General features: G+C 72.2%; 18 protein-coding genes. 9 read left to right on the top strand and 9 right to left on the bottom strand.

The window, feature by feature from the left end:
* Positions 1-48: 48 nt before the first annotated feature.
* The gene (locus tag ACQZOG_RS19000; protein WP_403261996.1) at positions 49-1,869 is read right to left on the bottom strand and encodes a phosphoenolpyruvate carboxykinase (GTP); all 1,821 of its coding nucleotides are present in this window, start codon (positions 1,867-1,869) and stop codon (positions 49-51) included.
* Positions 1,870-2,196: 327 nt separating this feature from the next.
* Between ACQZOG_RS19000 and trhA the strand changes: the two genes are divergently transcribed.
* The 3 genes from trhA to ACQZOG_RS18985 all read left to right on the top strand — a co-directional run bounded on the left by trhA (position 2,197) and on the right by ACQZOG_RS18985 (position 4,574).
* Positions 2,197-2,910, top strand: coding sequence for a PAQR family membrane homeostasis protein TrhA (gene trhA, locus ACQZOG_RS18995; RefSeq protein WP_033272247.1), 714 nt, complete (start codon positions 2,197-2,199; stop codon positions 2,908-2,910).
* Between the two features lie 263 nt (positions 2,911-3,173).
* Complete coding sequence (locus ACQZOG_RS18990) at positions 3,174-3,806, top strand: TetR/AcrR family transcriptional regulator (RefSeq protein ID WP_391604928.1); 633 nt, start codon at positions 3,174-3,176, stop codon at positions 3,804-3,806.
* Positions 3,807-3,839: 33 nt separating this feature from the next.
* Complete coding sequence (locus tag ACQZOG_RS18985; protein WP_359574606.1) at positions 3,840-4,574, top strand: Mut7-C RNAse domain-containing protein; 735 nt, start codon at positions 3,840-3,842, stop codon at positions 4,572-4,574.
* A 162-nt stretch (positions 4,575-4,736) separates the two neighbouring features.
* On the opposite strand, the gene ACQZOG_RS18980 is transcribed toward ACQZOG_RS18985, so the two are convergent.
* The gene (locus ACQZOG_RS18980; RefSeq protein WP_033272250.1) at positions 4,737-6,776 is read right to left on the bottom strand and encodes a thioredoxin domain-containing protein; all 2,040 of its coding nucleotides are present in this window, start codon (positions 6,774-6,776) and stop codon (positions 4,737-4,739) included.
* A gap of 190 nt (positions 6,777-6,966) precedes the next feature.
* Here ACQZOG_RS18980 and ACQZOG_RS18975 point away from each other — a divergent pair, with 190 nt between their 5' ends.
* The gene (locus ACQZOG_RS18975) at positions 6,967-10,167 is read left to right on the top strand and encodes a tetratricopeptide repeat protein (RefSeq protein WP_430741672.1); all 3,201 of its coding nucleotides are present in this window, start codon (positions 6,967-6,969) and stop codon (positions 10,165-10,167) included.
* Between the two features lie 30 nt (positions 10,168-10,197).
* On the opposite strand, the gene ACQZOG_RS18970 is transcribed toward ACQZOG_RS18975, so the two are convergent.
* From ACQZOG_RS18970 to mca, 3 genes are all read right to left on the bottom strand, one after another.
* A complete protein-coding gene (locus tag ACQZOG_RS18970; RefSeq protein ID WP_193455632.1) occupies positions 10,198-10,944 on the bottom strand; it encodes a vWA domain-containing protein in 747 nt (248 codons plus the stop codon).
* A gap of 194 nt (positions 10,945-11,138) precedes the next feature.
* Complete coding sequence (locus ACQZOG_RS18965; RefSeq protein ID WP_063833239.1) at positions 11,139-11,381, bottom strand: hypothetical protein; 243 nt, start codon at positions 11,379-11,381, stop codon at positions 11,139-11,141.
* Entirely contained in the window at positions 11,374-12,255 is an 882-nt protein-coding gene (gene mca / locus ACQZOG_RS18960; protein WP_033272254.1) for a mycothiol conjugate amidase Mca, read from the bottom strand. Before mca ends, ACQZOG_RS18965 begins: the two co-directional genes overlap by 8 nt.
* 148 nt (positions 12,256-12,403) lie before the next feature.
* Between mca and ACQZOG_RS18955 the strand changes: the two genes are divergently transcribed.
* Positions 12,404-12,802 carry a DUF4307 domain-containing protein gene (locus ACQZOG_RS18955; RefSeq protein ID WP_203550213.1) on the top strand — a complete coding sequence of 133 codons (399 nt, stop codon included), beginning with the start codon at positions 12,404-12,406 and terminating at the stop codon, positions 12,800-12,802.
* Positions 12,803-12,970: 168 nt separating this feature from the next.
* Complete coding sequence (greA, locus tag ACQZOG_RS18950) at positions 12,971-13,468, top strand: transcription elongation factor GreA (RefSeq protein WP_033272256.1); 498 nt, start codon at positions 12,971-12,973, stop codon at positions 13,466-13,468.
* A gap of 57 nt (positions 13,469-13,525) precedes the next feature.
* On the opposite strand, the gene ACQZOG_RS18945 is transcribed toward greA, so the two are convergent.
* From ACQZOG_RS18945 to ilvA, 3 genes are all read right to left on the bottom strand, one after another.
* Positions 13,526-14,371, bottom strand: a complete 846-nt coding sequence (locus ACQZOG_RS18945) for an ABC transporter permease (RefSeq protein WP_033272257.1) — start codon at positions 14,369-14,371, stop codon at positions 13,526-13,528.
* Positions 14,368-15,357, bottom strand: a complete 990-nt coding sequence (locus ACQZOG_RS18940) for a daunorubicin resistance protein DrrA family ABC transporter ATP-binding protein (RefSeq protein WP_033272258.1) — start codon at positions 15,355-15,357, stop codon at positions 14,368-14,370. Before ACQZOG_RS18940 ends, ACQZOG_RS18945 begins: the two co-directional genes overlap by 4 nt.
* A gap of 184 nt (positions 15,358-15,541) precedes the next feature.
* Positions 15,542-16,771 (bottom strand): threonine ammonia-lyase, encoded by a 1,230-nt coding sequence (gene ilvA / locus ACQZOG_RS18935; protein ID WP_193455631.1) that lies wholly within the window; start codon positions 16,769-16,771, stop codon positions 15,542-15,544.
* Positions 16,772-16,916: 145 nt separating this feature from the next.
* Here ilvA and ACQZOG_RS18930 point away from each other — a divergent pair, with 145 nt between their 5' ends.
* The 3 genes from ACQZOG_RS18930 (at position 16,917) to ACQZOG_RS18920 (ending at position 18,333) form a co-directional block, all read left to right on the top strand.
* Positions 16,917-17,435, top strand: a complete 519-nt coding sequence (locus tag ACQZOG_RS18930; RefSeq protein WP_203550215.1) for a MarR family winged helix-turn-helix transcriptional regulator — start codon at positions 16,917-16,919, stop codon at positions 17,433-17,435.
* Between the two features lie 126 nt (positions 17,436-17,561).
* Positions 17,562-18,065 (top strand): sigma factor-like helix-turn-helix DNA-binding protein, encoded by a 504-nt coding sequence (locus ACQZOG_RS18925; protein WP_033272260.1) that lies wholly within the window; start codon positions 17,562-17,564, stop codon positions 18,063-18,065.
* A 19-nt stretch (positions 18,066-18,084) separates the two neighbouring features.
* Positions 18,085-18,333, top strand: a complete 249-nt coding sequence (locus tag ACQZOG_RS18920) for a hypothetical protein (protein WP_033272261.1) — start codon at positions 18,085-18,087, stop codon at positions 18,331-18,333.
* 30 nt (positions 18,334-18,363) lie between these two features.
* Here ACQZOG_RS18920 and ACQZOG_RS18915 read toward each other — a convergent pair whose 3' ends face one another.
* The gene (locus ACQZOG_RS18915) at positions 18,364-19,521 is read right to left on the bottom strand and encodes a cystathionine gamma-synthase (RefSeq protein ID WP_033272262.1); all 1,158 of its coding nucleotides are present in this window, start codon (positions 19,519-19,521) and stop codon (positions 18,364-18,366) included.
* Between the last annotated feature and the right edge of the window lie 147 nt (positions 19,522-19,668).

Here is a 19,668-nt window from a genome sequence, read left to right as displayed (position 1 = left end):
GTCAGGGCATCCTCATACCGGCCGGCCGCGGGGTCTGTGCGGGCGTGGTCAGCCCAGGCGTTCCACGAGCGCCCGGTGCTGGTCCCACAGTTCCTTCGGGGTGTGGTCGCCGAAGGTGTTGAGGTGCTCGGGGACCAGGGCGGCCTCCTCGCGCCACACCTCCTTGTCCACGGTGAGCAGGAAGTCGAGGTCGCCGTCGGAGAGGCCGAGGCCGTCCGTGTCGAGGGCGTCCTTCGTCGGCAGCACGCCGATCGGGGTCTCGACGCCCTCCGCCTTGCCCTCCAGGCGCTCCACGATCCACTTCAGGACGCGGGAGTTCTCGCCGAAGCCGGGCCAGACGAACGAGCCTTCGTCGTTCTTGCGGAACCAGTTGACGTAGTAGATCTTCGGCAGCTTGGACTGGTCCTTGTCCTTCGCCACGTCGATCCAGTGGGCCATGTAGTCGCCCATGTTGTAACCGCAGAACGGCAGCATGGCGAACGGGTCGCGGCGCAGCTCGCCGACCTTGCCCTCGGCGGCGGCGGTCTTCTCGGAGGCCACGTTGGCGCCGAGGAAGACACCGTGGTTCCAGTCGAAGGACTCCGTCACCAGCGGGACGGCTGTGGCGCGGCGCCCGCCGAAGAGGATCGCGGAGATCGGCACGCCCTTGGGGTTCTCCCACTCGGGCGCGATGATCGGGCACTGCGACGCGGGCACCGTGAAGCGGGCGTTGGGGTGGGCGGCCGGCGTCCCGGACTCCGGGGTCCAGTCGTTGCCCTTCCAGTCGGTGAGGTGGGCCGGGGTCTCCTCCGTCATGCCCTCCCACCACACGTCGTTGTCGTCGGTGAGGGCGACGTTGGTGAAGACCGCGTTGCCCCACAGCGTCTTCATGGCGTTGGCGTTGGTGTGCTCGCCGGTGCCGGGCGCGACGCCGAAGAAGCCGGCCTCGGGGTTGATCGCGTAGAGGCGGCCGTCCTCGCCGAAGCGCATCCAGGCGATGTCGTCGCCGATGGTCTCGACCGTCCAGCCGGAGATCGTCGGCTCCAGCATGGCGAGGTTGGTCTTGCCGCAGGCGGACGGGAAGGCCGCGGCGACGTACTTGGGCTCACCCTGCGGCGGGGTGAGCTTGAGGATCAGCATGTGCTCGGCGAGCCAGCCCTCGTCGCGGGCCATGACGGACGCGATGCGCAGGGCGTAGCACTTCTTGCCGAGCAGGGCGTTGCCGCCGTAGCCGGAGCCGTAGGACCAGATCTCGCGGTCCTCGGGGAAGTGCGAGATGTACTTGGTCTGGTTGCAGGGCCAGGGGACGTCCTCCTGGCCGGGCTCCAGCGGGGCGCCGACGGAGTGCACGGCTTTGACGAAGAAGCCGTCGTCGCCGAGCTCGTCGAGGACGGCCTGTCCCATGCGGGTCATGGTGCGCATGGAGACGGCGACGTACGCGGAGTCGGTGATCTCCACGCCGAGCGCGGACAGCGGCGAGCCGAGCGGGCCCATGCAGAAGGGGACGACGTACATGGTGCGGCCGCGCATGGAGCCGCGGAAGACGCCCTTCTCGCCCTGGAAGATCTCCCGCATCTCGGCGGGGGCCTTCCAGTGGTTGGTCGGGCCGGCGTCCTCCTCCTTCTCGGAGCAGATGAACGTCCGGTCCTCGACCCGCGCGACGTCGGTCGGGTCGGAGGCGGCGTAGTAGGAGTTGGGGCGCTTGACGGGGTCGAGCTCGGTGAACGTGCCCTTGGCGACGAGCTCCCCGCACAGGCGCTCGTACTCGGCTTCCGAACCGTCGCACCAGACCACGCGGTCCGGCTGCGTCAGCTCTGCGATCTCGTCGACCCAGGAGATCAGTCCCTGGTGGGTGGTGGGGACGCCGGGTTCCGCGATGTCGCGCGCCACGTTTGCTCCTAAATGAGGGGTTTTTGTGGTTGGAGGCCCCGTGGGGGCTGCGACCCGGATGCTGAAAGTGGTGACTCTGGCGCTCATCCGGTGTCGACCGCACTCATTTGATCATCCGACGCGCGCGCCCATCTGTCCAGAGGGCCGCACAGGTGAGCAACGTGACGCTGACCACGGTTGTCGTGCGGCTTTACACGCACGTTGAGTGAACGAAACCGATTCTTTGCGTGACGGCCCGCACGGCCCGCCATGAGACGATGGCCACTCGGCGCGGGCCAACAGGACACTCCGAGGTGTAACTTACGGTCCCGTAGGTACCATGCGGACATGACTGCGTTCGCCCCCGATACGCCCAAGGACCCTCAGGCCGAAGGCCGGGGCCCGGTGGCGACCTCTCTGCCCCACCCCGTGAAACCGAAGTTGCGCGGCTGGCTCCATCTCGGCATGTTCCCGGCCGCCCTGGTCGCCGGACTGGCCCTCACCGCGTTCGCCGACTCCCCCCGCGGCCGCCTCGCCTGCGGTGTGTACGCCCTGACCGCCTGCCTCCTCTTCGGCGTGAGCGCGCTGTACCACCGGGGCAACTGGAGCCCCCGCATGGACGGGATCCTGCGCCGCCTCGACCACGCCAACATCTTCCTGATCATCGCGGGCACCTACACCCCGCTGACGATCCTGCTGCTGCCCGACTCCAAGGGCCGCTGGCTGCTGTGGGGCATCTGGGCCGCAGCGGCCGCCGGGATAATCTTCCGCGTCTTCTGGGTCGGCGCCCCGCGCTGGCTCTACACGCCGTGCTACATCGCGATGGGCTGGGCCGCGGTGTTCTACCTGCCGGACTTCATGCACGCCGGCGGCGTCGCCGTCCTCGTCCTGGTCGTGGTCGGCGGCCTGCTCTACAGCGCCGGCGGCATCGTCTACGGCATCAAGAAGCCCAACCCCTCACCTCGCTGGTTCGGCTTCCACGAGGTGTTCCATTCCTTCACCCTGGCCGCCTTCATCGCCCACTACGTGGGGATCTCCCTGGTGGCCTACCAGCACGCGTAGGAGACACCGAGGGGCGGCTCCCCGCCCCGCACGCACAAGGCCGCGGCATCGACGCCGCGGCCTTTTCCGTGCCCGCACGCCCCCCAGTCGTTGACAGTCACCATCTTTTGAAAGTTACTCTCATTTCATGCCAGCGGTCACGATTACACAGTCACCGCCCTGCTGGTGGCGGTGTTCCTGCCCGACCACCGGCCCGCGAAGGCGACGGGAACCGCTGACGAGGACATGGCCGGGGCGGAGGCCGATGCCCGACAATGAACGTCATGACGGCCGCACGATCCCCCCTCGCCCCCGACGCCCCGCCGCGCCCCGGACTGCGCGAACGCAAGAAGATCAAGACGCGGGAGGCCATCCGCGGCGCGACCTACGCGCTGGTCGGGAAGCAGGGGTACGACTCGACGACGATCGAGCAGATCGCCGAGCGCGCCGAGGTGTCCCCGTCGACCGTCTTCCGCTACTTCCCCACCAAGGAGGACATCGTCATCACCGACGAGTACGACGAGCCGCTGCTCGCCGAACTCGCCGCACGGCCCGCCGACGAACCCTGGACCGACTCCGTCCGGTACGTGATCCGCAAGGCCGTCCGCCTCGCCATGACCGAGCAGCCGGAGATCACCGAGCTGCGCGCCCGGCTGATGCTGGAGGTCCCCGCGGTACGCGCGCGGATGCGGGAGACCCTCACGGGCATCGGACGAACGCTCGCCGACGCCATCGCCGGCCGCACCGGGCTCGACCCCGACGGGCTGGAGGTGCGGGTGCACGCGATGTCCCTGATCGGCGGCCTGCTGGAAGCCACGATGTACTGGGCCGAGCACGGCCACCGCGAGGACTACGCCGACCTCGCCGACCGGGCGATCGACGTGATCGAGCACGGCCTGCCCGCCGCGAAATCCTGAGACGACGCACGTCGGACATGCCATTCTGACCCGGTGAACGGTCCCGAGATCCACGTCGAGTTCGCCCCCGAGCTGCTCGTCTTCGTCCCTCAGGCGCGCGCCACGGGCAGCCTCACGACGGCCACCGACGGCTTCTCCGGCCTCGGTCACGTCGTCGAGTCCCTCGGCGTCCCGCTGACCGAGGTCGGCACCCTGCTGGTGGACGGCCGCGAGACGCCCACCGGGCACGTCCCGGTCGCGGGCGAGTCGGTGACCGTCCGCCCCCACACGCATCCGCAGCGGGTGCCCGGCGCTCCCCTGCGCTTCCTGCTCGACGTCCACCTCGGCACCCTCGCCCGCCGGCTGCGGCTGCTGGGCGTGGACACGGCGTACGAGTCGACCGACATCGGCGACCCGGCGCTGGCCGCCCGCTCCGCCGCCGAGAAGCGGGTCATGCTGAGCCGCGACCGGGGCCTGCTGCGCCGCCGCGAGCTGTGGGCGGGCGCCTTCGTCTACAGCACCCGCCCGGAGGAGCAACTGCCGTACGTCCTCGACCGCTTCGACCCCGAGCTGCGGCCCTGGACCCGCTGCACCGCCTGCAACGGGCTGCTGCGCGCGGCCGGCAAGGAGGACGTCGCCGACCAGCTCAAGGAGGGCACCCACCGCACGTACGACGTGTTCGCCCAGTGCGCCGACTGCGGGCGCGCCTACTGGAAGGGCGCGCACCACGAGCAGCTGGAGGCGATCGTCGAGCGGGCGGTGGCGTCCCGGGCGGAGCGGGGGCTCTGAGGCTTCCGCCTGCGGGCCTCCGTTCCCGGCGGATCGTGCCGTAGGTGGCCTTCGGCGTCCTGCCCTCCCGTTGTCGGGGCTCCGCCCCCGGACCCCCGTTCGCGCAGTTCCCCGCGCCTCTGGAGGGCGTTGCCCGCCCGCTGCCTCGAAGGGCAGCCATTCCTACCCCCGGCCTCCGAGCGCCGCGCGCAACCGGCCCGCGTCCGTCGTCGGGGCGTCGCAGGTGAAGTTGCGGCAGACGTAAGCGGCCGGGGCGCCGTCGACGAGGGGCCGGTCGGTGAGCAGCGGGAACTCGTCGCTGCCCTCCGTGCCCAGGGCGACGACCGCGCCGGGCGCCGTGCCCAGCAGGGCGGTGCGGTGCAGTTCCGCCGTCGCCGGGTCGTCCGCGCCGCGCCCGACCACCGCGACCTCGCGCGGCCCGTCCAGCACGGCCTCCGCGACGGCCAGCCCCCAGCCGATGAACCGCGGCACCCGCGGGCCGAGCGCCTTCACCACGCCCAGGGCACGCTCGGCGGCCGTACGGTGCGGCTCGGAACCGGTGTGCGCCGCGTAGCCCAGCAGCGCGCCCGCGGCGGCGGTCCAGCCGGACGGGGTGGCGTTGTCCGTCGGGTCCTGCGGGCGGCGGATCAGCCGCTCCGCGTCCGAGGCCGTGTCGTACAGGGCGCCCGACTCCGAGTCCCGGAAGCGGTTCAGGACGTGGTCGACGAGCAGGCCGGCGAAGTCCAGCCACACGCCCTCGCCGGTCACCGACGCGAGCGCGAGGAAGCCCTCGGCGACGTCGGCGTAGTCCTCCAGCACGCCCGCGTTGGCGCCCACCTGCCCGTCCTTGCTGGTCCGGGCGATACGGGCCTGCTCGTCCAGGTGCACCCGCACCAGCAGGTCGCCCGCGGCCACCGCGGCCTCCACCAGGTCCGGCCGGTCGAAGTAGGCGCCGGTCTCGGCGAGCGCGGCGACCGCCAGGCCGTTCCAGGCGGCGACGACCTTGTCGTCCCGGCCGGGCGCGGGCCGCCGGTCGCGCGCCGCGAGCAGCCGCTCCCTGACGCCGTCGATCCGGGCCGCGTCGAACACCTCGTCGCGCTGCGGGAGCTGGAGCACGGACGCGCCCTCCTCGAAGGTGCCCTCCTCGGTCACCCCGAAGTACCGCGCGGCCAGATCGGCGTCCGCGTCACCCAGCACCTCGCGCAGCTGCTCCGGCGTCCACACGTAGTAGGCGCCCTCCACGTGCCGCCCGGTCCCGTCGTCGCTGTCGGCGTCGAGCGCGGACGCGAACCCGCCTTCGGGTGTGCGCAGTTCGCGGACCATGAAGTCGGCCGTCTCCAGCGCGACCCGCCGCGCCAGCTCCGAGCCGGTGGCCCGCCACAGGTGGGCGTAGACCCGGCACAGCAGGGCGTTGTCGTAGAGCATCTTCTCGAAGTGCGGGACCACCCAGTCGCGGTCCACGGAGTAGCGGGCGAAGCCGCCGCCGAGCTGGTCGTAGATGCCGCCGCGCGCCATCCGCTCGCAGGTGTCCGCCGCCATCTGCAGCGCGCCCTCCGCGCCGGTGCGGGCATGGTGCCGCAGCAGGAACTCGATCACCATGGACGGCGGGAACTTCGGCGCCCCGCCGAACCCGCCGCGCTGCGGGTCGTACTCCCGGGTCAGCCCGAGCAGCGCCTGCGCCAGCTCCTGCTCACCGGGCACCTCGTCGCCGCCCACGGACAGCTCCCGGCCCGCCAGGTCCCGCGTGATCTTCCCGGCGACCTCGCCGACCTCGTCCCGCCGCTCCTCCCAGGCCTGCCGGACGCCCTCCAGCACCTGCCGGAACGACGGCATGCCGTGCCGGGGCTCCGGCGGGAAGTACGTGCCGAAGTAGAACGGCTCCGCGTCCGGGGTGAGGAACACCGTCATCGGCCAGCCGCCGTGCCCGGTCGCCGCCTGCACCGCCTCCATGTACACGGCGTCGACGTCCGGCCGCTCCTCGCGGTCGACCTTCACGCTGACGAAGTGCGCGTTCATCGCGTCCGCCGTGGCCCGGTCCTCGAAGGACTCGTGGGCCATGACGTGGCACCAGTGGCAGCTCGAGTAGCCGACGCTCAGCAGCACCGGCACGTCGCGCCGCCGCGCCTCCTCGAAGGCCTCCTCGGACCAGGTCCACCAGTCGACGGGGTTGTCGGCGTGCTGGAGGAGGTAGGGGGACGTGGCCTGCGCAAGTCGGTTCGCCATGTGTCCATCCTGACGCACTCCGCCCGCCCGGCGCGGGACGGGAGGGGACGCGGCCCGTCGTGCGCCCCCAGGGTGCGCCGCCGTGTGAAGGGATCGTGACGGGGCGGCCGTTGATCGTCGCACCCTCGCGCGGCGGGCGTGTCCGCAGGACACTCGTAGCGACACGATCGCCGCCGGAGGGGGACGGGACATGAGAGACGGTCATCGGGCCGACGCCGAACGGCTGTTGGCGCGGGCCGTGGAGGAGGAGGTGCGCCGGTCGGGCGGGCGTACCGACGGAAAGGTGCTGCTGTCACGGGCGCGGGGGGCGCTGGACGCGATGGCTCGCACGGCGGCCGAGGAGTACGAGGCGTACACCCGAGCCCTGGACGCGGCGGAGGCGGGCCGGCTGTCGTTCCGGCAGCGGTACGCGCGCGAGGGCGGCGGGACGCCGTTACTGGTGGCCGGGGTGGCGGGCGTCGCGGCGGTGGTCGCCGACCTGGCGTTCGGCACGGACACCGGGACCGCGCTGGGCGCGGGGGTGGCCGTCGGCGTGGCCGGGGCGGCGGCGACCGTGGTGAAGGTCGCCGGGACGCACCTGCCCGCCGCCCACCACCACGCCGGCGCGGCGGGCCAGCCGGGCGGGGTGGAGCAGCTGCGGCTGCAGTGGCTGACCGCGCTGGAGGTGCGGGGCATCCGGCCCTTCCTCGACCAGCAGCGGGTCCTCGCCGCGTCCACGGCGCCCAAGCGGACCGGGCCGCGGCTGCGCGGCACCGACAAGAGTGCGGCGGCCCGGGGGAGAAGCGTCCTGGAGCAGTCGTTCGGGCAGCTCCCGGAGCCGCACGGCCCGTTCGCGGGGCGGCGGCAGGAGATGGCGCGGATCCGGCAGTGGGTGCAGTCGGCCCGCGCGAGCACGGAGACCCGGCCGACGGTGGTGGTGCTGCACGGGGAGCCCGGCAGCGGCCGCACGACGCTTGCGGTGCGGGCCGCGCACGAGCTGAAGGACTACTTCCGCGGGGCCTGCGTGGTCGACCTGCGCGGTGACGGCTCCGGCGAGCCCCCGCTGTCCACACGGGACGCGCTGCTGCATCTGCTGAACCGGCTCGGCGCACCCCGCGAGCAGCTGCTGTTCCGCGAGCGGACCTCCCCGGACCAGCAGGTCAAGCGGCTGAGCGAGCTGTACCACCAGCATCTGACCGGCACGCCCGTCACGATCGTCCTCGACGACGCCTCCGACCCGCAGCAGGTGCGCACGCTCCTCCCGGAGCGCTCCGACAGCCTGGTGCTCGTCACCTCGCGCTCCCCGCTCGGGCTGCCCGAGGACCTGCCCGCCCAGGTGCACCGGCTGCCGGTGGAACCGCTGGACGCGGCGGGCGCGGAGGAGCTGCTGACCGCCGCCGCGCAGGACGCCTCCGGGCCGTACGACGCCGAGTCCGCGGAGCGGGTGCGGGAGCTGTGCGGGGGCCTGCCGCTGGCGCTGCGGCTGGCCGGCGCCGCCCTCGGTCCGCGTTCCACGCTCGCCCTCGCCACCGACCTCGGCGCCTACGGTCCCGTCGAGCCGGTCGAGCGGGCCCTGTGGCTGCGCTACACCGACCAGCCGGACACCGTACGGCGGCTGCTGCGGCGGCTGGCGCTGGCCGGGCGCGCCTCGCTGGGCGCGGCCGCCGCGGCGGCGCTGCTGTCCACCGACGAGGCGGAGGCCACCCGGAACCTGGAGGCGCTGCACCGGGCCGGGCTGATCGACCGGGTCCGGCACAGCCGGTACCGGCTGCACGCCCTGGTGCGGGCGTTCGCGTACGCCCGCCTCCTCGACGAGGAGGACCCCGACGAGCGCGCCGCCGCTCAGGAGCGGCTGATCGTCAACTACGCCGAGCTCGCCGACTCGGTGCTGCGGCTGGTCGACGGCAACATGTCGACCCGCTCCGACCGGTTCGGCCCGTACGGCTTCACCTCGCTGGACGAGGCGCTGCGCTGGCTGGACGACGAGTCCAGCTTCATCACCGCCGCGCTGCGGCACGCCGAGGGCGTCGACCGGGGGGCGGTGCTGAACCTGCTGGGCGCGCTGTGCGACTACTGCCTGCTGCGCGGCGACCTCTACCGGCTGGGCGAGATCAACGAGCTGGCGCAGGCCGTCGACGAGGGGCTGCTGGTCCGCTCGGTGCAGTGGCGCACCGGTATCGCGGCGCGTCAGCTCGGCGAGCTGGACACGGCGCGGACCACGCTGACGTCGGTGGTGGACCTGTACCGGGAGGCACAGCACGAGGCGGGTCAGGCGCGGGCGCTGACCTCGCTCGGCATCACGCTGCACCACCAGGGCAACCTGACGGAGGCGTCGGAGCGGCTGCGGGAGGCGCTGGACCTCCAGGCGTCCGACGCGCTGGCCGCCGACCGGGCCTGGACGATGCACGCGCTGGCCGCGGTGGAGCGGGACCGGGCCCGGCTGGCCGAGGCGCTGGCGCTGCTCACCGAGTCGCTGGTGCTGCACCGTGCGGGCGAGTCCCTGCACGGGCAGGCGTGGGCGCACTTCCAGCTCGGGCAGCTGCATCTGCGGCGCGGGGACGTGGAGCGCGCGGAGGGCGAGCTGCGCACCGCCCTCGACCTGTACGGCCGCACCCGGGACGCGCGCGGCGAGGCGTGGGCGCTGACCGAGCTGGCGCGGGCCCGGCTGGTCGACGGGGACGCGGGCCCCGCGGTGGAGGAGCTGCGCCGGGCCGCCGCCCGGCACCGGGACAACGAGGACGCGCGCGGCGAGGCGTGGACCCTGTACTACCTGGGGCAGGCCCTGGAGGAGAGCGGCGACCTGGACCGGGCGGTGCGCGAGCTGGAACGCGCCCGCACGATGTTCTCCCGCATGCGGGACGTCTACGGCCTGGCCTGCGCCCGGCACCACTCGGCGCGGGTCACCCGCGACCAGCGGGCGGCGCAGACGGGCTCGCTGCGCAACTCCGGCTTCGCCCGGCAGCTGCTGGTGGACGCGCGCGCCGACTTCCAGCGGATCGGGGTGGCGCACGGCGAGGCGTGGACGTGCCTGGAGCTGGCGGTCGTCGACGCGGGCAACGCGCGCACCCAGCAGGCGCTGGCGCTGTGCGACGAGGCGGTCGCGCTGTTCGCCTCGTACGGCGACCGGCGCGGCGAGGACTGGGCGCGCTTCCTGCGCTGCACGCTCCTGCCGTACGCGGCGCCGGGCGGCACGGAGGTCGGTACGGCGGTGGCCCAGCAGGAACTCACGGAACTGGCCGCCGCGCCCCACCCGGCCCGCGACCCGAAGCTCACCGACTGCGTCGACGCCTACCAGCTCCTCCTGGAGCGGGGCGTCAGCCTCGACACGGGCTGGCAGCCCTGGAACCTGGGCCTGGTCCCCACCCGCCACGCCCGGGAGGTGATGGGGGTGGCTGTGACGCTGGAGGCGTGAGAGTCAACGCGGGGGCCGACCCTGGGGGTCTCACCGCGTGATGCCGGCGGTGCGGGCGGCGGCCAGCCAGTCGGGGAACTCCTGCAGGAGCTGGTCGAAGAGGTCGTCGTCCGGGACGGCTCTCGGCGTGCGGCCGGCGTGGAAGAAGCCCGCGTTGTCGACGATGCGACGGGCCGGGACGGCGAGGGTGTCCAGCTTGCGCAGGAACGCGAACTCGTTGTCGTCGGGGTCGCCGAAGCCGATGAACTGCCAGAACAGAGGAAGGTGTGCGGCCTTGCACAGGTAGCGCTCGGCGGCGGACTTGCTGGTGGGGCCGCCGTCGGTCTGGAAGACGACCAGGGCGGGGTCCTGGCTGCCGGATGCCAGGTAGTGGTCGACGACCTCGTCCATGGCCCAGTGGTAGTTGGTGCGTCCCATGTGACCGAGGTTCTCGTGCAGCTTGTCGATCCGGCCGCGGTGCCCGCCGAGCGTCAGCTCGGCGGAGCCGTCGACGTCGGTGGAGAAGAACACCACGGGCACGACGCCGTCGTCGTCGAAGTGGGCCGACAGCGACAGAACCTGCTCGGCCAGGTGCTGCATGGTGCCGTCCCGGTAGTAGGGCCGCATCGACCCGGAGCGGTCCAGCACGAGATACACCGCGGCCCGCACGCCCTCCAGCCCGTGCCGGCGCACGCCGGCACCGGCCGACTTGTACAGGCTGACCAGGTCGGGCGCCTTCTCCTGCACCTTGGACAGGCTGATGCCCGCCGCGCGCTCACTGCCGTTCGTCGAGATCACTCCCCCATGGTGGTGCACCGCTTCCGGGCAGGGGCACCGTTTGCCTGATCGGCCAGGGGGGCGTGGTCGCGCGAGGCGGACGGGAACGGGCCGTCGCAGCGCCGGGCATCGCCCGGGCCGCCGTCGGAACCGCCCGCGGGCGCACGGCTGCGGCACCCGGCGGGTCGCCGGGTGCCGTCATGCGCGGCCTGGTGTCAGGCCGTGGACTTGTCCGCGTCGGACGCGGCGGCGCCCGCGGCCTTGTCGTCCGGCTGCGCGAAGTTCACGCGGCCCATGTGCCGGTTCATCGACTTCATCAGGCCCCAGACCGCCAGGGCCATCACCGCGAAGACGATGAAGCCGAGGACACCGGGGGTGACCTTGTCCTCGTCGAACTCCTTGGCGAGGGGGACCAGGTGGGTCATTGCCAGGCTTGCGCTTGCGCTCATGTCAGCCATTGTCCCGGATGCCCGCGAAGAGGTCGTCCTCGGGGAGGGAGGTGTCCACGAGCGACTTCGCGAGCTCGTACTCCTCCGTCGGCCAGACCTCCTTCTGGAGGTCCAGCGGCACCCGGAACCAGCCCCCGTCGGGGTCGATCTGCGTGGCGTGCGCGATCAGCGCCTTGTCCCGGATCTCGAAGAAGTCGGCGCACGGCACGTGCGTGGTGAGCGTGCGCTCCTTGCGCTCGAACTCGTCCCACCGCTTCAGCCAGTCCCCGTACGGCGACTCCAGCCCGCGCTCCAGCATCGCGTTGTGCAGCGCCTCGGTGCGGGGCCGGTTGAAGCCCTGGTTGTAGTACACCTTCAGCGGCTGGTACGCCGGGCCGAACTCGTCCTCCGGGTACTTCGCGGTGTCCGCCGCGCCCTCGAACGCCACCATCGTGATCTTGTGGGTCATGATGTGGTCGGGGTGCGGGTAGCCGCCGTTCTCGTCGTAGGTGGTGATCACCTGCGGCCGGAAGGAGCGGATCTTGCGCACCAGCTCGCCCGCCGCCTTGTCGACGTCCTCCAGGGCGAAGCAGCCCTCCGGCAGCGGCGGCAGCGGGTCGCCCTCGGGCAGGCCCGAGTCGACGAAGCCCAGCCACTCCTGCTTCACGCCGAGGATCTCGCGGGCCTCGTCCATCTCCTTCTTGCGCACCTCGTGGATGTGCTCCTCGATGTACGGGTCCCCCTGGAGCTTCGGGTTGAGGATGGAGCCGCGCTCCCCGCCCGTGCAGGTCACCACCAGCACGTCCACCCCCTCGGACACGTACTTCGCCATGGTGGCCGCGCCCTTGCTCGACTCGTCGTCGGGGTGGGCGTGCACGGCCATCAGTCGCAGCTTGTCGGTCAAGACTCAATCCTCAAGTCGTTGGGCGCCCTGTGTGCGGCGGCGCAGTCGCAGGCTTCTATAGTGACGGAACCGGGGGGCGAAAAATTCCGGAGCGCCGCTCCCGGGGACGGACCGGGGACGCCGGTCCCTTCCTTCCGAGGAGACGATCATGAGTACGTCGAGCACGCGGCTGCCCGAGGGCCGCTACGGCCGCTCCTCGGACCAGCGTGCCGACCGCACCCTCAAGGTCGTCGGCGGTGTGTTCGCCGTCCTGTTCACCGCCCTGATCGGCTGGTTCGGCTACCACTACGTCGCGCAGAACGAGATCAGCGCCGAGCTGATCCGCTTCGAGACCGGCCAGGACGCGGTGAAGGTGCACCTGGAGGTGCACAAGGACGCCGGTGTCGTCGGCTACTGCACCGTGCGCTCGCAGTCCTCGGACGGCGCCGAGGTCGGCCGGGCCGACTTCCGCTTCGACGGCGACGCCACCCGCATCGACCAGGTGGTCACGCTGCGCACCACCTCCCCCGGCACCAGTGCGGAGCTCGTCGGCTGTCACGCCGAATGACCGGGCGGGGAATACCCGGCCACTGACCTGCGCCGGCGGGAGAACAGTGGCTTATGTCCTCCCCCTGCGGGCACTGAATTGTTAGGCTCGTGGTTTCGCCCGTCCCTGGGGGACCATCCTTCCGGGTAGGGCGATGCTTTGTATTCCCAGTACCTACGAGGAGCACCTGTGACCCAGACCAGCGAGAACGTCACCTGGCTGACCCAGGAGGCGTACAACAAGCTCAAGGACGAGCTTGAGTACCTTACTGGTCCCGCGCGCACGGAGATCGCCGCCAAGATCGCCGCCGCGCGTGAGGAGGGCGACCTGCGTGAGAACGGCGGGTACCACGCGGCCAAGGAGGAGCAGGGCAAGCAGGAGCTCCGTGTGCGCCAGCTCACCCAGCTCCTCGAGAACGCCAAGGTGGGCACGCCCCCGGCGACGGACGGCGAGGTGGCGCCCGGCATGGTCGTCACGATCGCCTTCGACGGTGACGAGGACGACACCCTGACCTTCCTGCTCGCCTCCCGCGAGTACGCGAGCTCCGACATCGAGACCTACTCCCCGCAGTCCCCGCTGGGGTCCGGCGTGATGGGCCACAAGGTCGGCGACGAGGCGGAGTACGAACTGCCGAACGGCAAGAAGGCCTCGGTGAAGATCCTCAAGGCCGTGCCGTACAGCGGCTGACCCGCCGCGCGCGAGTCTCCACGGGCCCCCGGCGCCCCAGCGGCGCCGGGGGCTCCGTCATGCCGCCGCCGAGCGGTACTTGCGCACGGCCAGGGTGCGGAAGATCGCGATGATCAGCACCGAGTAGATCACCGACGCCCACACCGGGTGTTGCATCGGCCAGGCGTCCGAGGTGGAGACGCCCGGGTTGCCGAACAGCTCGCGGCAGGCCTGGACGGTGGCGCTGAACGGGTTCCAGTCCGCGATGTGCCGCAGCCAGGGCGTCATGTTGCTGGAGTCCACGAACGCGTTCGACACGAACGTGACCGGGAAGAGCCAGACCAGTCCGCCGGAGGTCGCCGCCTCGGGCGTACGCACCGACAGGCCGATGACCGCGCCGATCCAGGTGAACGCGTACCCGGTGAGCAGCAGCAGGCCGAACGCGCCGAGCACCTCGCCGAAGCTGGTGTGCGTGCGCCAGCCGACCAGCAGGGCGACGACGGCGAGCACGAGCAGGGTGAGCGCCGTCTGCACCATGTCGGCGAGGGTGCGGCCGGTGAGCACCGCGCCGCGCGCCATCGGCAGGGAGCGGAAGCGGTCGATGAGCCCCTTGTGCATGTCCTCGGCGATGCCCGCGCCGGCCCCCGCCGTGGCGAAGGTGACGGTCTGGGCGAAGATGCCGGCCATCAGGAACTCGCGGTAGACCTGCGGGCTGGTGGAGCCGCCGATGTCCAGCGAGCCGCCGAACACGTACGAGAACAGCACCACGAACATGATCGGCTGGATCAGCCCGAAGATGACCACCTCGGGGATGCGGACCATGCGGATCAGGTTGCGCTTGGCGACGACCAGCGAGTCGCGGACGGAGCGGCCGAACGCGTTCCCGGGGGACGCGACCCGCACGGATTCGGTGACGGCACTCACTTCGCGGCCTCCTCGTCGTCGGACTGAGCGGACTCGGCGACATGGCCGGTGAGGGAGAGGAACACGTCGTCGAGGGTGGGGCGGCGCAGGCCGATGTCGTCGATCTCGATGCCGTCGGCGTCGAGCTCGCGGATGATCTCGGCGAGCAGCTTGGCCCCGCCGGAGACCGGCGTGGTGATCTTGCGCATGTGCTCCTCGACCGTGGTGTCGCCCTGGCCGGTGCCGCGCAGGCTGTACTTGTCGAGGAGGGCGGCCGCGGTGCGGATGTGCTCGCGGTCGTGCACCACGACCTCGACGCGCTCGCCGCCGGTGCGGGCCTTGAGCTGGTCGGAGGTGCCCTGGGCGATGACCTTGCCCTGGTCGACGACCGCGATGTCGTGCGCCAGGTGGTCGGCCTCCTCCAGGTACTGCGTGGTCAGCAGCAGCGTGGTGCCGCCGGAGACGAGGTCCTTGATCACGTCCCAGAGCTGCTGGCGGTTGCGCGGATCGAGTCCGGTCGTCGGCTCGTCCATGAACATCACGGGCGGGTGGACGACCAGGGCGGCGGCCAGGTCGAGGCGGCGGCGCATGCCGCCGGAGTAGGTCTTGGCCGTGCGGTCGGCCGCGTCCGCCAGGTGGAACTGCTCCAGCAGTTCGTCCGCGCGGGCCCGGGCGGCCTTGGCCCTCATCTGGTAGAGCTGGCCGACCATCTGGAGGTTCTCCCGGCCGGTGAGGTACTCGTCGACGGCGGCGAACTGACCGGACAGGCCGATCGAGCGGCGCACGGCGTCGGGGTGCTTCAGTACGTCGATCCCGGCGACGACGGCCCTGCCGCGGTCGGGACGCAGAAGCGTGGTGAGGCAGCGGACGGTGGTGGTCTTGCCCGCGCCGTTCGGCCCGAGCAGACCCAGGACGGTCCCCTCCGGGACCTCGAGGTCGACGCCGTCCAGTGCCTTGACGTCTCCGAAGGTCTTCACCAGACCTTCGGCTTGGATGGCACCTGGCATATGAATCTCCACGTCATCGTGATTCTTCGGAAAAGCCTAGGTTCGTGTGCCTCCGCGTGCCGGGCGCCGCCCCGCGAGGAAGCCGGGGATCGCCGACGGGCACACCGTGACAGAGCACACACCATAACGCGATGTATCGCGTATCTCCATGGGATTACCCGAAGGGGTGAAGCCTCGTGCGGCGTCAGCCCATGACCGTGTAACCCGCGTCGCGCAGGGCCTGCTGAACCTCGGCGCAGTGCGCCGGTCCCTTGGTCTCCAGGTGCAGCTCGACCTCCGCCTCCGTGAGTCCGAGGCGCGGGTTCGTCCGCACGTGGCCCACGTCGAGGACGTTAGCGTCGACCACTGACAACGCCCCCAGAAGCGAGGCCAGGGCGCCAGGACGGTCGGTCAGCCGCAGCCGTACGGCCAGGTAGCGGCCCTGCGCCGCCATGCCGTGCCGCAGCACCCGCTCCATGAGCACCGGGTCCACGTTCCCGCCGGACAGCACCGCGACCACCGGCCCCTCGAAGGCCTCCGGCCGGCTCAGCAGCGCCGCGACCGGGCTCGCCCCGGCCGGCTCGACGACCAGCTTGGCCCGCTCCAGACACAGCAGCAGCGCGGCCGACAGCTCGTCCTCGGTGACCGTGCACACCTCGTCGACCAGCTCGCCGACCAGTGCGAACGGCACGTCGCCAGGCCGCCCCACCTTGATCCCGTCGGCCATCGTCACCGGGTGGCTCAGCGACACCGGGCGCCCGGCGGCCAGCGACGGCGGGTAGGCCGCCGCGCCCTCCGCCTGCACGCCGACGATCCGCACGTCCGGCCGCAGCGCCTTCACCGCGACCGCGATCCCGGCCGCCAGCCCTCCCCCGCCGACCCCGACGACGACCGTCCGCACCTCGGGGCACTGCTCCAGGATCTCCAGACCCACCGTGCCCTGACCGGCGATGACGTCCGGGTGGTCGAAGGGGTGGATGAACACCGCGCCCGTCTCGCGCGCGTACTCCTGCGCCGCGGCCAGCGACTCGTCCACCACCTGCCCGTGCAGGCGCACCTCGGCGCCGTACTCCCGGGTCGCGCTGATCTTCGGCAGCGGGGCGCCCTTCGGCATGAACACCGTCGAGCGCACACCGAGCAGCGACGAGGCCAACGCCACACCCTGCGCGTGGTTGCCCGCGCTCGCCGCCACGACCCCCGCGGCCCGCTCCTCGGGGAGCAGCCCGGCGATCCGCACGTACGCGCCGCGGAGCTTGAAGGAGCCGGTGCGCTGGAGGTTCTCGCACTTCAGCAGCACCGGCGCGCCCACCTGCGACGACAGGTGCCGGCTGCCCTCCATCGCGGTCGCGCGGGCCACGCCGGAGAGCATCTTGTGAGCGCCGCGCACGTCGTCGAGGGTGACGCTGCGCAGCCGGTCGGCCGTGCTGTAGCTCATGTCTCCAGCATCGCAGTTTCCACAGGGACGGCCCCGGTGTGACCAACCCGCGGACGACCGCTTTGCACAGCCCCGGTACGGTCCGCGCCCCGGCCGCGTACCCTGTCGTCCCATCAGCAGCCCATCACGAAGTGAGCCCCCCGCCATGCCCACTACACCTGAAATGTCGATGGACATGACGCCCGATCTGACCGCGGTCGGCGACACCGGTCTTCTCGACACTCTGCAGCACGAGGTGGCGCTCTTCGCCCGCCGTGCCGAACAGACCCGGCTCGGCGGGGTCGGCCAGGTGCGCAACTCCATGGACCGCGCCGCCTACCTGCTGCTCAACCGGCTCGACAAGGAAGGCCCGATGGGCGTCAAGGCCCTGGCCGCGAGCATGGGGATCGACTCCTCGACCGTCACCCGCCAGGTGGCGCCGCTCGTGGACACCGGCCTGGTCACGCGGACCTCGCATCCCGACGACGGCCGCGCCGTCGTGCTCCAGCTCTCCCCGCGCGGCCAGGCCCGCCTGGAGGAAGTACGCGACTCCCGGCGGCAGTTGATGGCCGAGCTGACCGAGGACTGGGCGCCGGAGGAGCGGGAGGCGTTCTGCGCGCTGCTCACCCGGTTCAACGGCGCGCTGTCCGCCCGGATGGCCGGGCACGACCGCGGCGACTCCTGACCCGGCCGCGCCTCCGCTCCGTGCGCGCCTCTTGACCCGGGAGCGTGCCCTGGCCTGATATGTGGAGAGGGCTCCGTCCGCCGCACGGCGCGGGGCGGCCCTCCGCGGGGGCTTCGGGAGGTACGGGTGCGACCACGGCATGCGTGCGACGACGTCCGTCGCGCCCAGGAGTTCCGGGCGTACGTGGCGGGCGCGGGCGGACGCCTGCTGCACACCGCGACCCTGCTGACCGCCGAGCCCCCGGGCGCCAACCCGCGCGCCCAGCGCCTGCTCGCCCTCGCCCTGGCCCGTACGTACGCCTGCTGGGACCGGCTGCACGGCGAGGACCCGTACGACCACACCCGGCGCTATCTGATGATCAGGTTCGCGCTCGGCACCCTGCGGTACGGCGCGCGGCTCCCCTTCCGGCCGGCGCCCGGCGGCCCGCTGGCCGGGCTGAGCCCGCAGGAGCGGCTGATCCTCGTGATGCGGCTGCACGAGGGCATCGGCGAGGACCAGACGGCGGCCCTGCTGGGCCTGCCGGCGGAGCGCGTCCGGGCCGTGCAGAACCGTGCGATGGCCCTCGTGCTGCGTCCCGAGCCCGGGCCTGCCCCCTCGCTGGGCCGTCGCGCGGGCACGGTGCCGTCATGACCGGGGAGGCGGACGGCCGGTGAACCGTTCGGACCGTGAGGAGCGGGTGCGGAGGCTGATGGTGGCGGGCCCGCCGGTGCTGCCGCCCGACCTCGCGGCGGAGGCGGTGCGGCGCGGCGCCCGTATGCTCCGGCGCCGCACCTACGCCCGGCGCGTGCTGTGGCTGCTGCTGTGCGCGGCGGCCGTGGCGTTCACCGTGTGGGCGCTGACCGCCCGGCCCTGGGTGGAGCCGCCGTCCGACACGACCCCACCCCTCACCGGCTGGTGACCGGGCCCTTTCCCGGCTTCCGGCGGCGTTCTAGCGGCCGAGGGCCTGCTGAAGGTCCTCGAGCAGGTCGTCGACGTTCTCGATGCCGACGGACAGGCGCACCAGGTCGGCCGGCACCTCCAGCTGCGAGCCGGCCACCGACGCGTGCGTCATCCGGCCCGGGTGCTCGATCAGCGACTCGACGCCGCCCAGGGACTCGCCCAGGGTGAACACCTTCGCGCGGTCGCAGACCTCGACGGCCGCCTGCTCGCCGCCTTCGACGCGGAAGGAGATCATCCCGCCGAAGGACCGCATCTGCTTGGCGGCGACCTCGTGGCCGGGGTGGTCGGGCAGGCCCGGGTACAGCACGCTCGTCACGCGGGGGTGGCGGGTGAGCATGTCGGCGACGCGGGTCGCGTTCTCGCTGTGGCGGTCCATGCGCACCGACAGCGTCTTGGTGCCGCGCAGCACCAGCCACGAGTCGAAGGGCCCGGCGACCGCGCCCATCGCGTTCTGGTGGAACGCCAGCTCCTCGCCCAGTTCCGCGTCGGCGGTGACCAGGGCGCCGCCGACGACGTCGGAGTGGCCGCCCATGTACTTGGTCAGGGAGTGCACGACGACGTCCGCGCCGAGCGCCAGCGGCTGCTGGAGGTACGGCGTGGCGAAGGTGTTGTCGACGACCAGCCGGGCGCCGGCGTCCCGTGCCACCTGGGCGACGGCGGCGATGTCGGTGATGCCGAGCAGCGGGTTGGAGGGGGTCTCCACCCAGATGACCTTGGTCTTCGGGGTGATCGCGGCCCGCACCGCCGCCGGGTCGGAGGTGTCGGCCACCGACCATTCCACGCCCCAGCGCGCCACGACCTTCGCGAACAGGCGGAACGTGCCGCCGTAGGCGTCGTTCGGGATGACCACGTGGTCGCCGGGCGCGAGCAGCGTGCGCAACAGGCAGTCCTCGGCCGCCAGTCCGGACGCGAACGCGAGCCCGCGGCGGCCGCCCTCGAGGGCGGCCAGGTTCTCCTCCAGCGCGGTCCTGGTCGGGTTGGCGCTGCGGCTGTACTCGTAACCGCCGCGCAGGCCGCCGACGCCGTCCTGCTTGTAGGTGGACACCTGGTAGATCGGCGGGACGACCGCGCCCGTCAGGGGGTCGGCGGTGTTGCCCGCGTGGATCGCGAGCGTCTCGAAGTGCTGACTGATGTGCCTGTCGCTCATGCGCCCGAGGGTAGTGCGCGGAACGGTGTGATGACGTCCGCGGCCGGTCCGGGCGGGGCGAAGGGGCCTTTTCGGGCGGGCGGCGGGGTTTTTCCACAGGTACGGGCCACGGGTTGGCCATTCGGCCGCGCGGTCTGGTTCGCTTGT

The sequence above is a fragment of the Streptomyces sp. P13-3-3 genome (assembly GCF_050571355.1).
GTDB classification, from domain to species: domain Bacteria; phylum Actinomycetota; class Actinomycetes; order Streptomycetales; family Streptomycetaceae; genus Streptomyces; species Streptomyces althioticus.
The sequence above is the reverse complement of the archived record's forward strand: the minus strand, read 5'-3'. Positions and strand labels throughout refer to the sequence as shown.

What these genes read in the sequence shown, in the direction of transcription:
- ilvA (WP_193455631.1), bottom strand. Translation starts at nt 16,771, where the DNA reads ATGAGCTACAGCACGGCCGACCGGCTGCGCAGCGTCACCCTCGACGAC.
- ACQZOG_RS18930 (WP_203550215.1), top strand. Translation starts at nt 16,917, where the DNA reads ATGCCCACTACACCTGAAATGTCGATGGACATGACGCCCGATCTGACC.
- ACQZOG_RS18940 (WP_033272258.1), bottom strand. Translation starts at nt 15,357, where the DNA reads ATGCCAGGTGCCATCCAAGCCGAAGGTCTGGTGAAGACCTTCGGAGAC.
- ACQZOG_RS18990 (WP_391604928.1), top strand. Translation starts at nt 3,174, where the DNA reads ATGACGGCCGCACGATCCCCCCTCGCCCCCGACGCCCCGCCGCGCCCC.
- ACQZOG_RS18915 (WP_033272262.1), bottom strand. Translation starts at nt 19,521, where the DNA reads ATGAGCGACAGGCACATCAGTCAGCACTTCGAGACGCTCGCGATCCAC.
- ACQZOG_RS18980 (WP_033272250.1), bottom strand. Translation starts at nt 6,776, where the DNA reads ATGGCGAACCGACTTGCGCAGGCCACGTCCCCCTACCTCCTCCAGCAC.
- ACQZOG_RS18965 (WP_063833239.1), bottom strand. Translation starts at nt 11,381, where the DNA reads ATGGCTGACATGAGCGCAAGCGCAAGCCTGGCAATGACCCACCTGGTC.
- ACQZOG_RS18975 (WP_430741672.1), top strand. Translation starts at nt 6,967, where the DNA reads ATGAGAGACGGTCATCGGGCCGACGCCGAACGGCTGTTGGCGCGGGCC.
- trhA (WP_033272247.1), top strand. Translation starts at nt 2,197, where the DNA reads ATGACTGCGTTCGCCCCCGATACGCCCAAGGACCCTCAGGCCGAAGGC.
- ACQZOG_RS18955 (WP_203550213.1), top strand. Translation starts at nt 12,404, where the DNA reads ATGAGTACGTCGAGCACGCGGCTGCCCGAGGGCCGCTACGGCCGCTCC.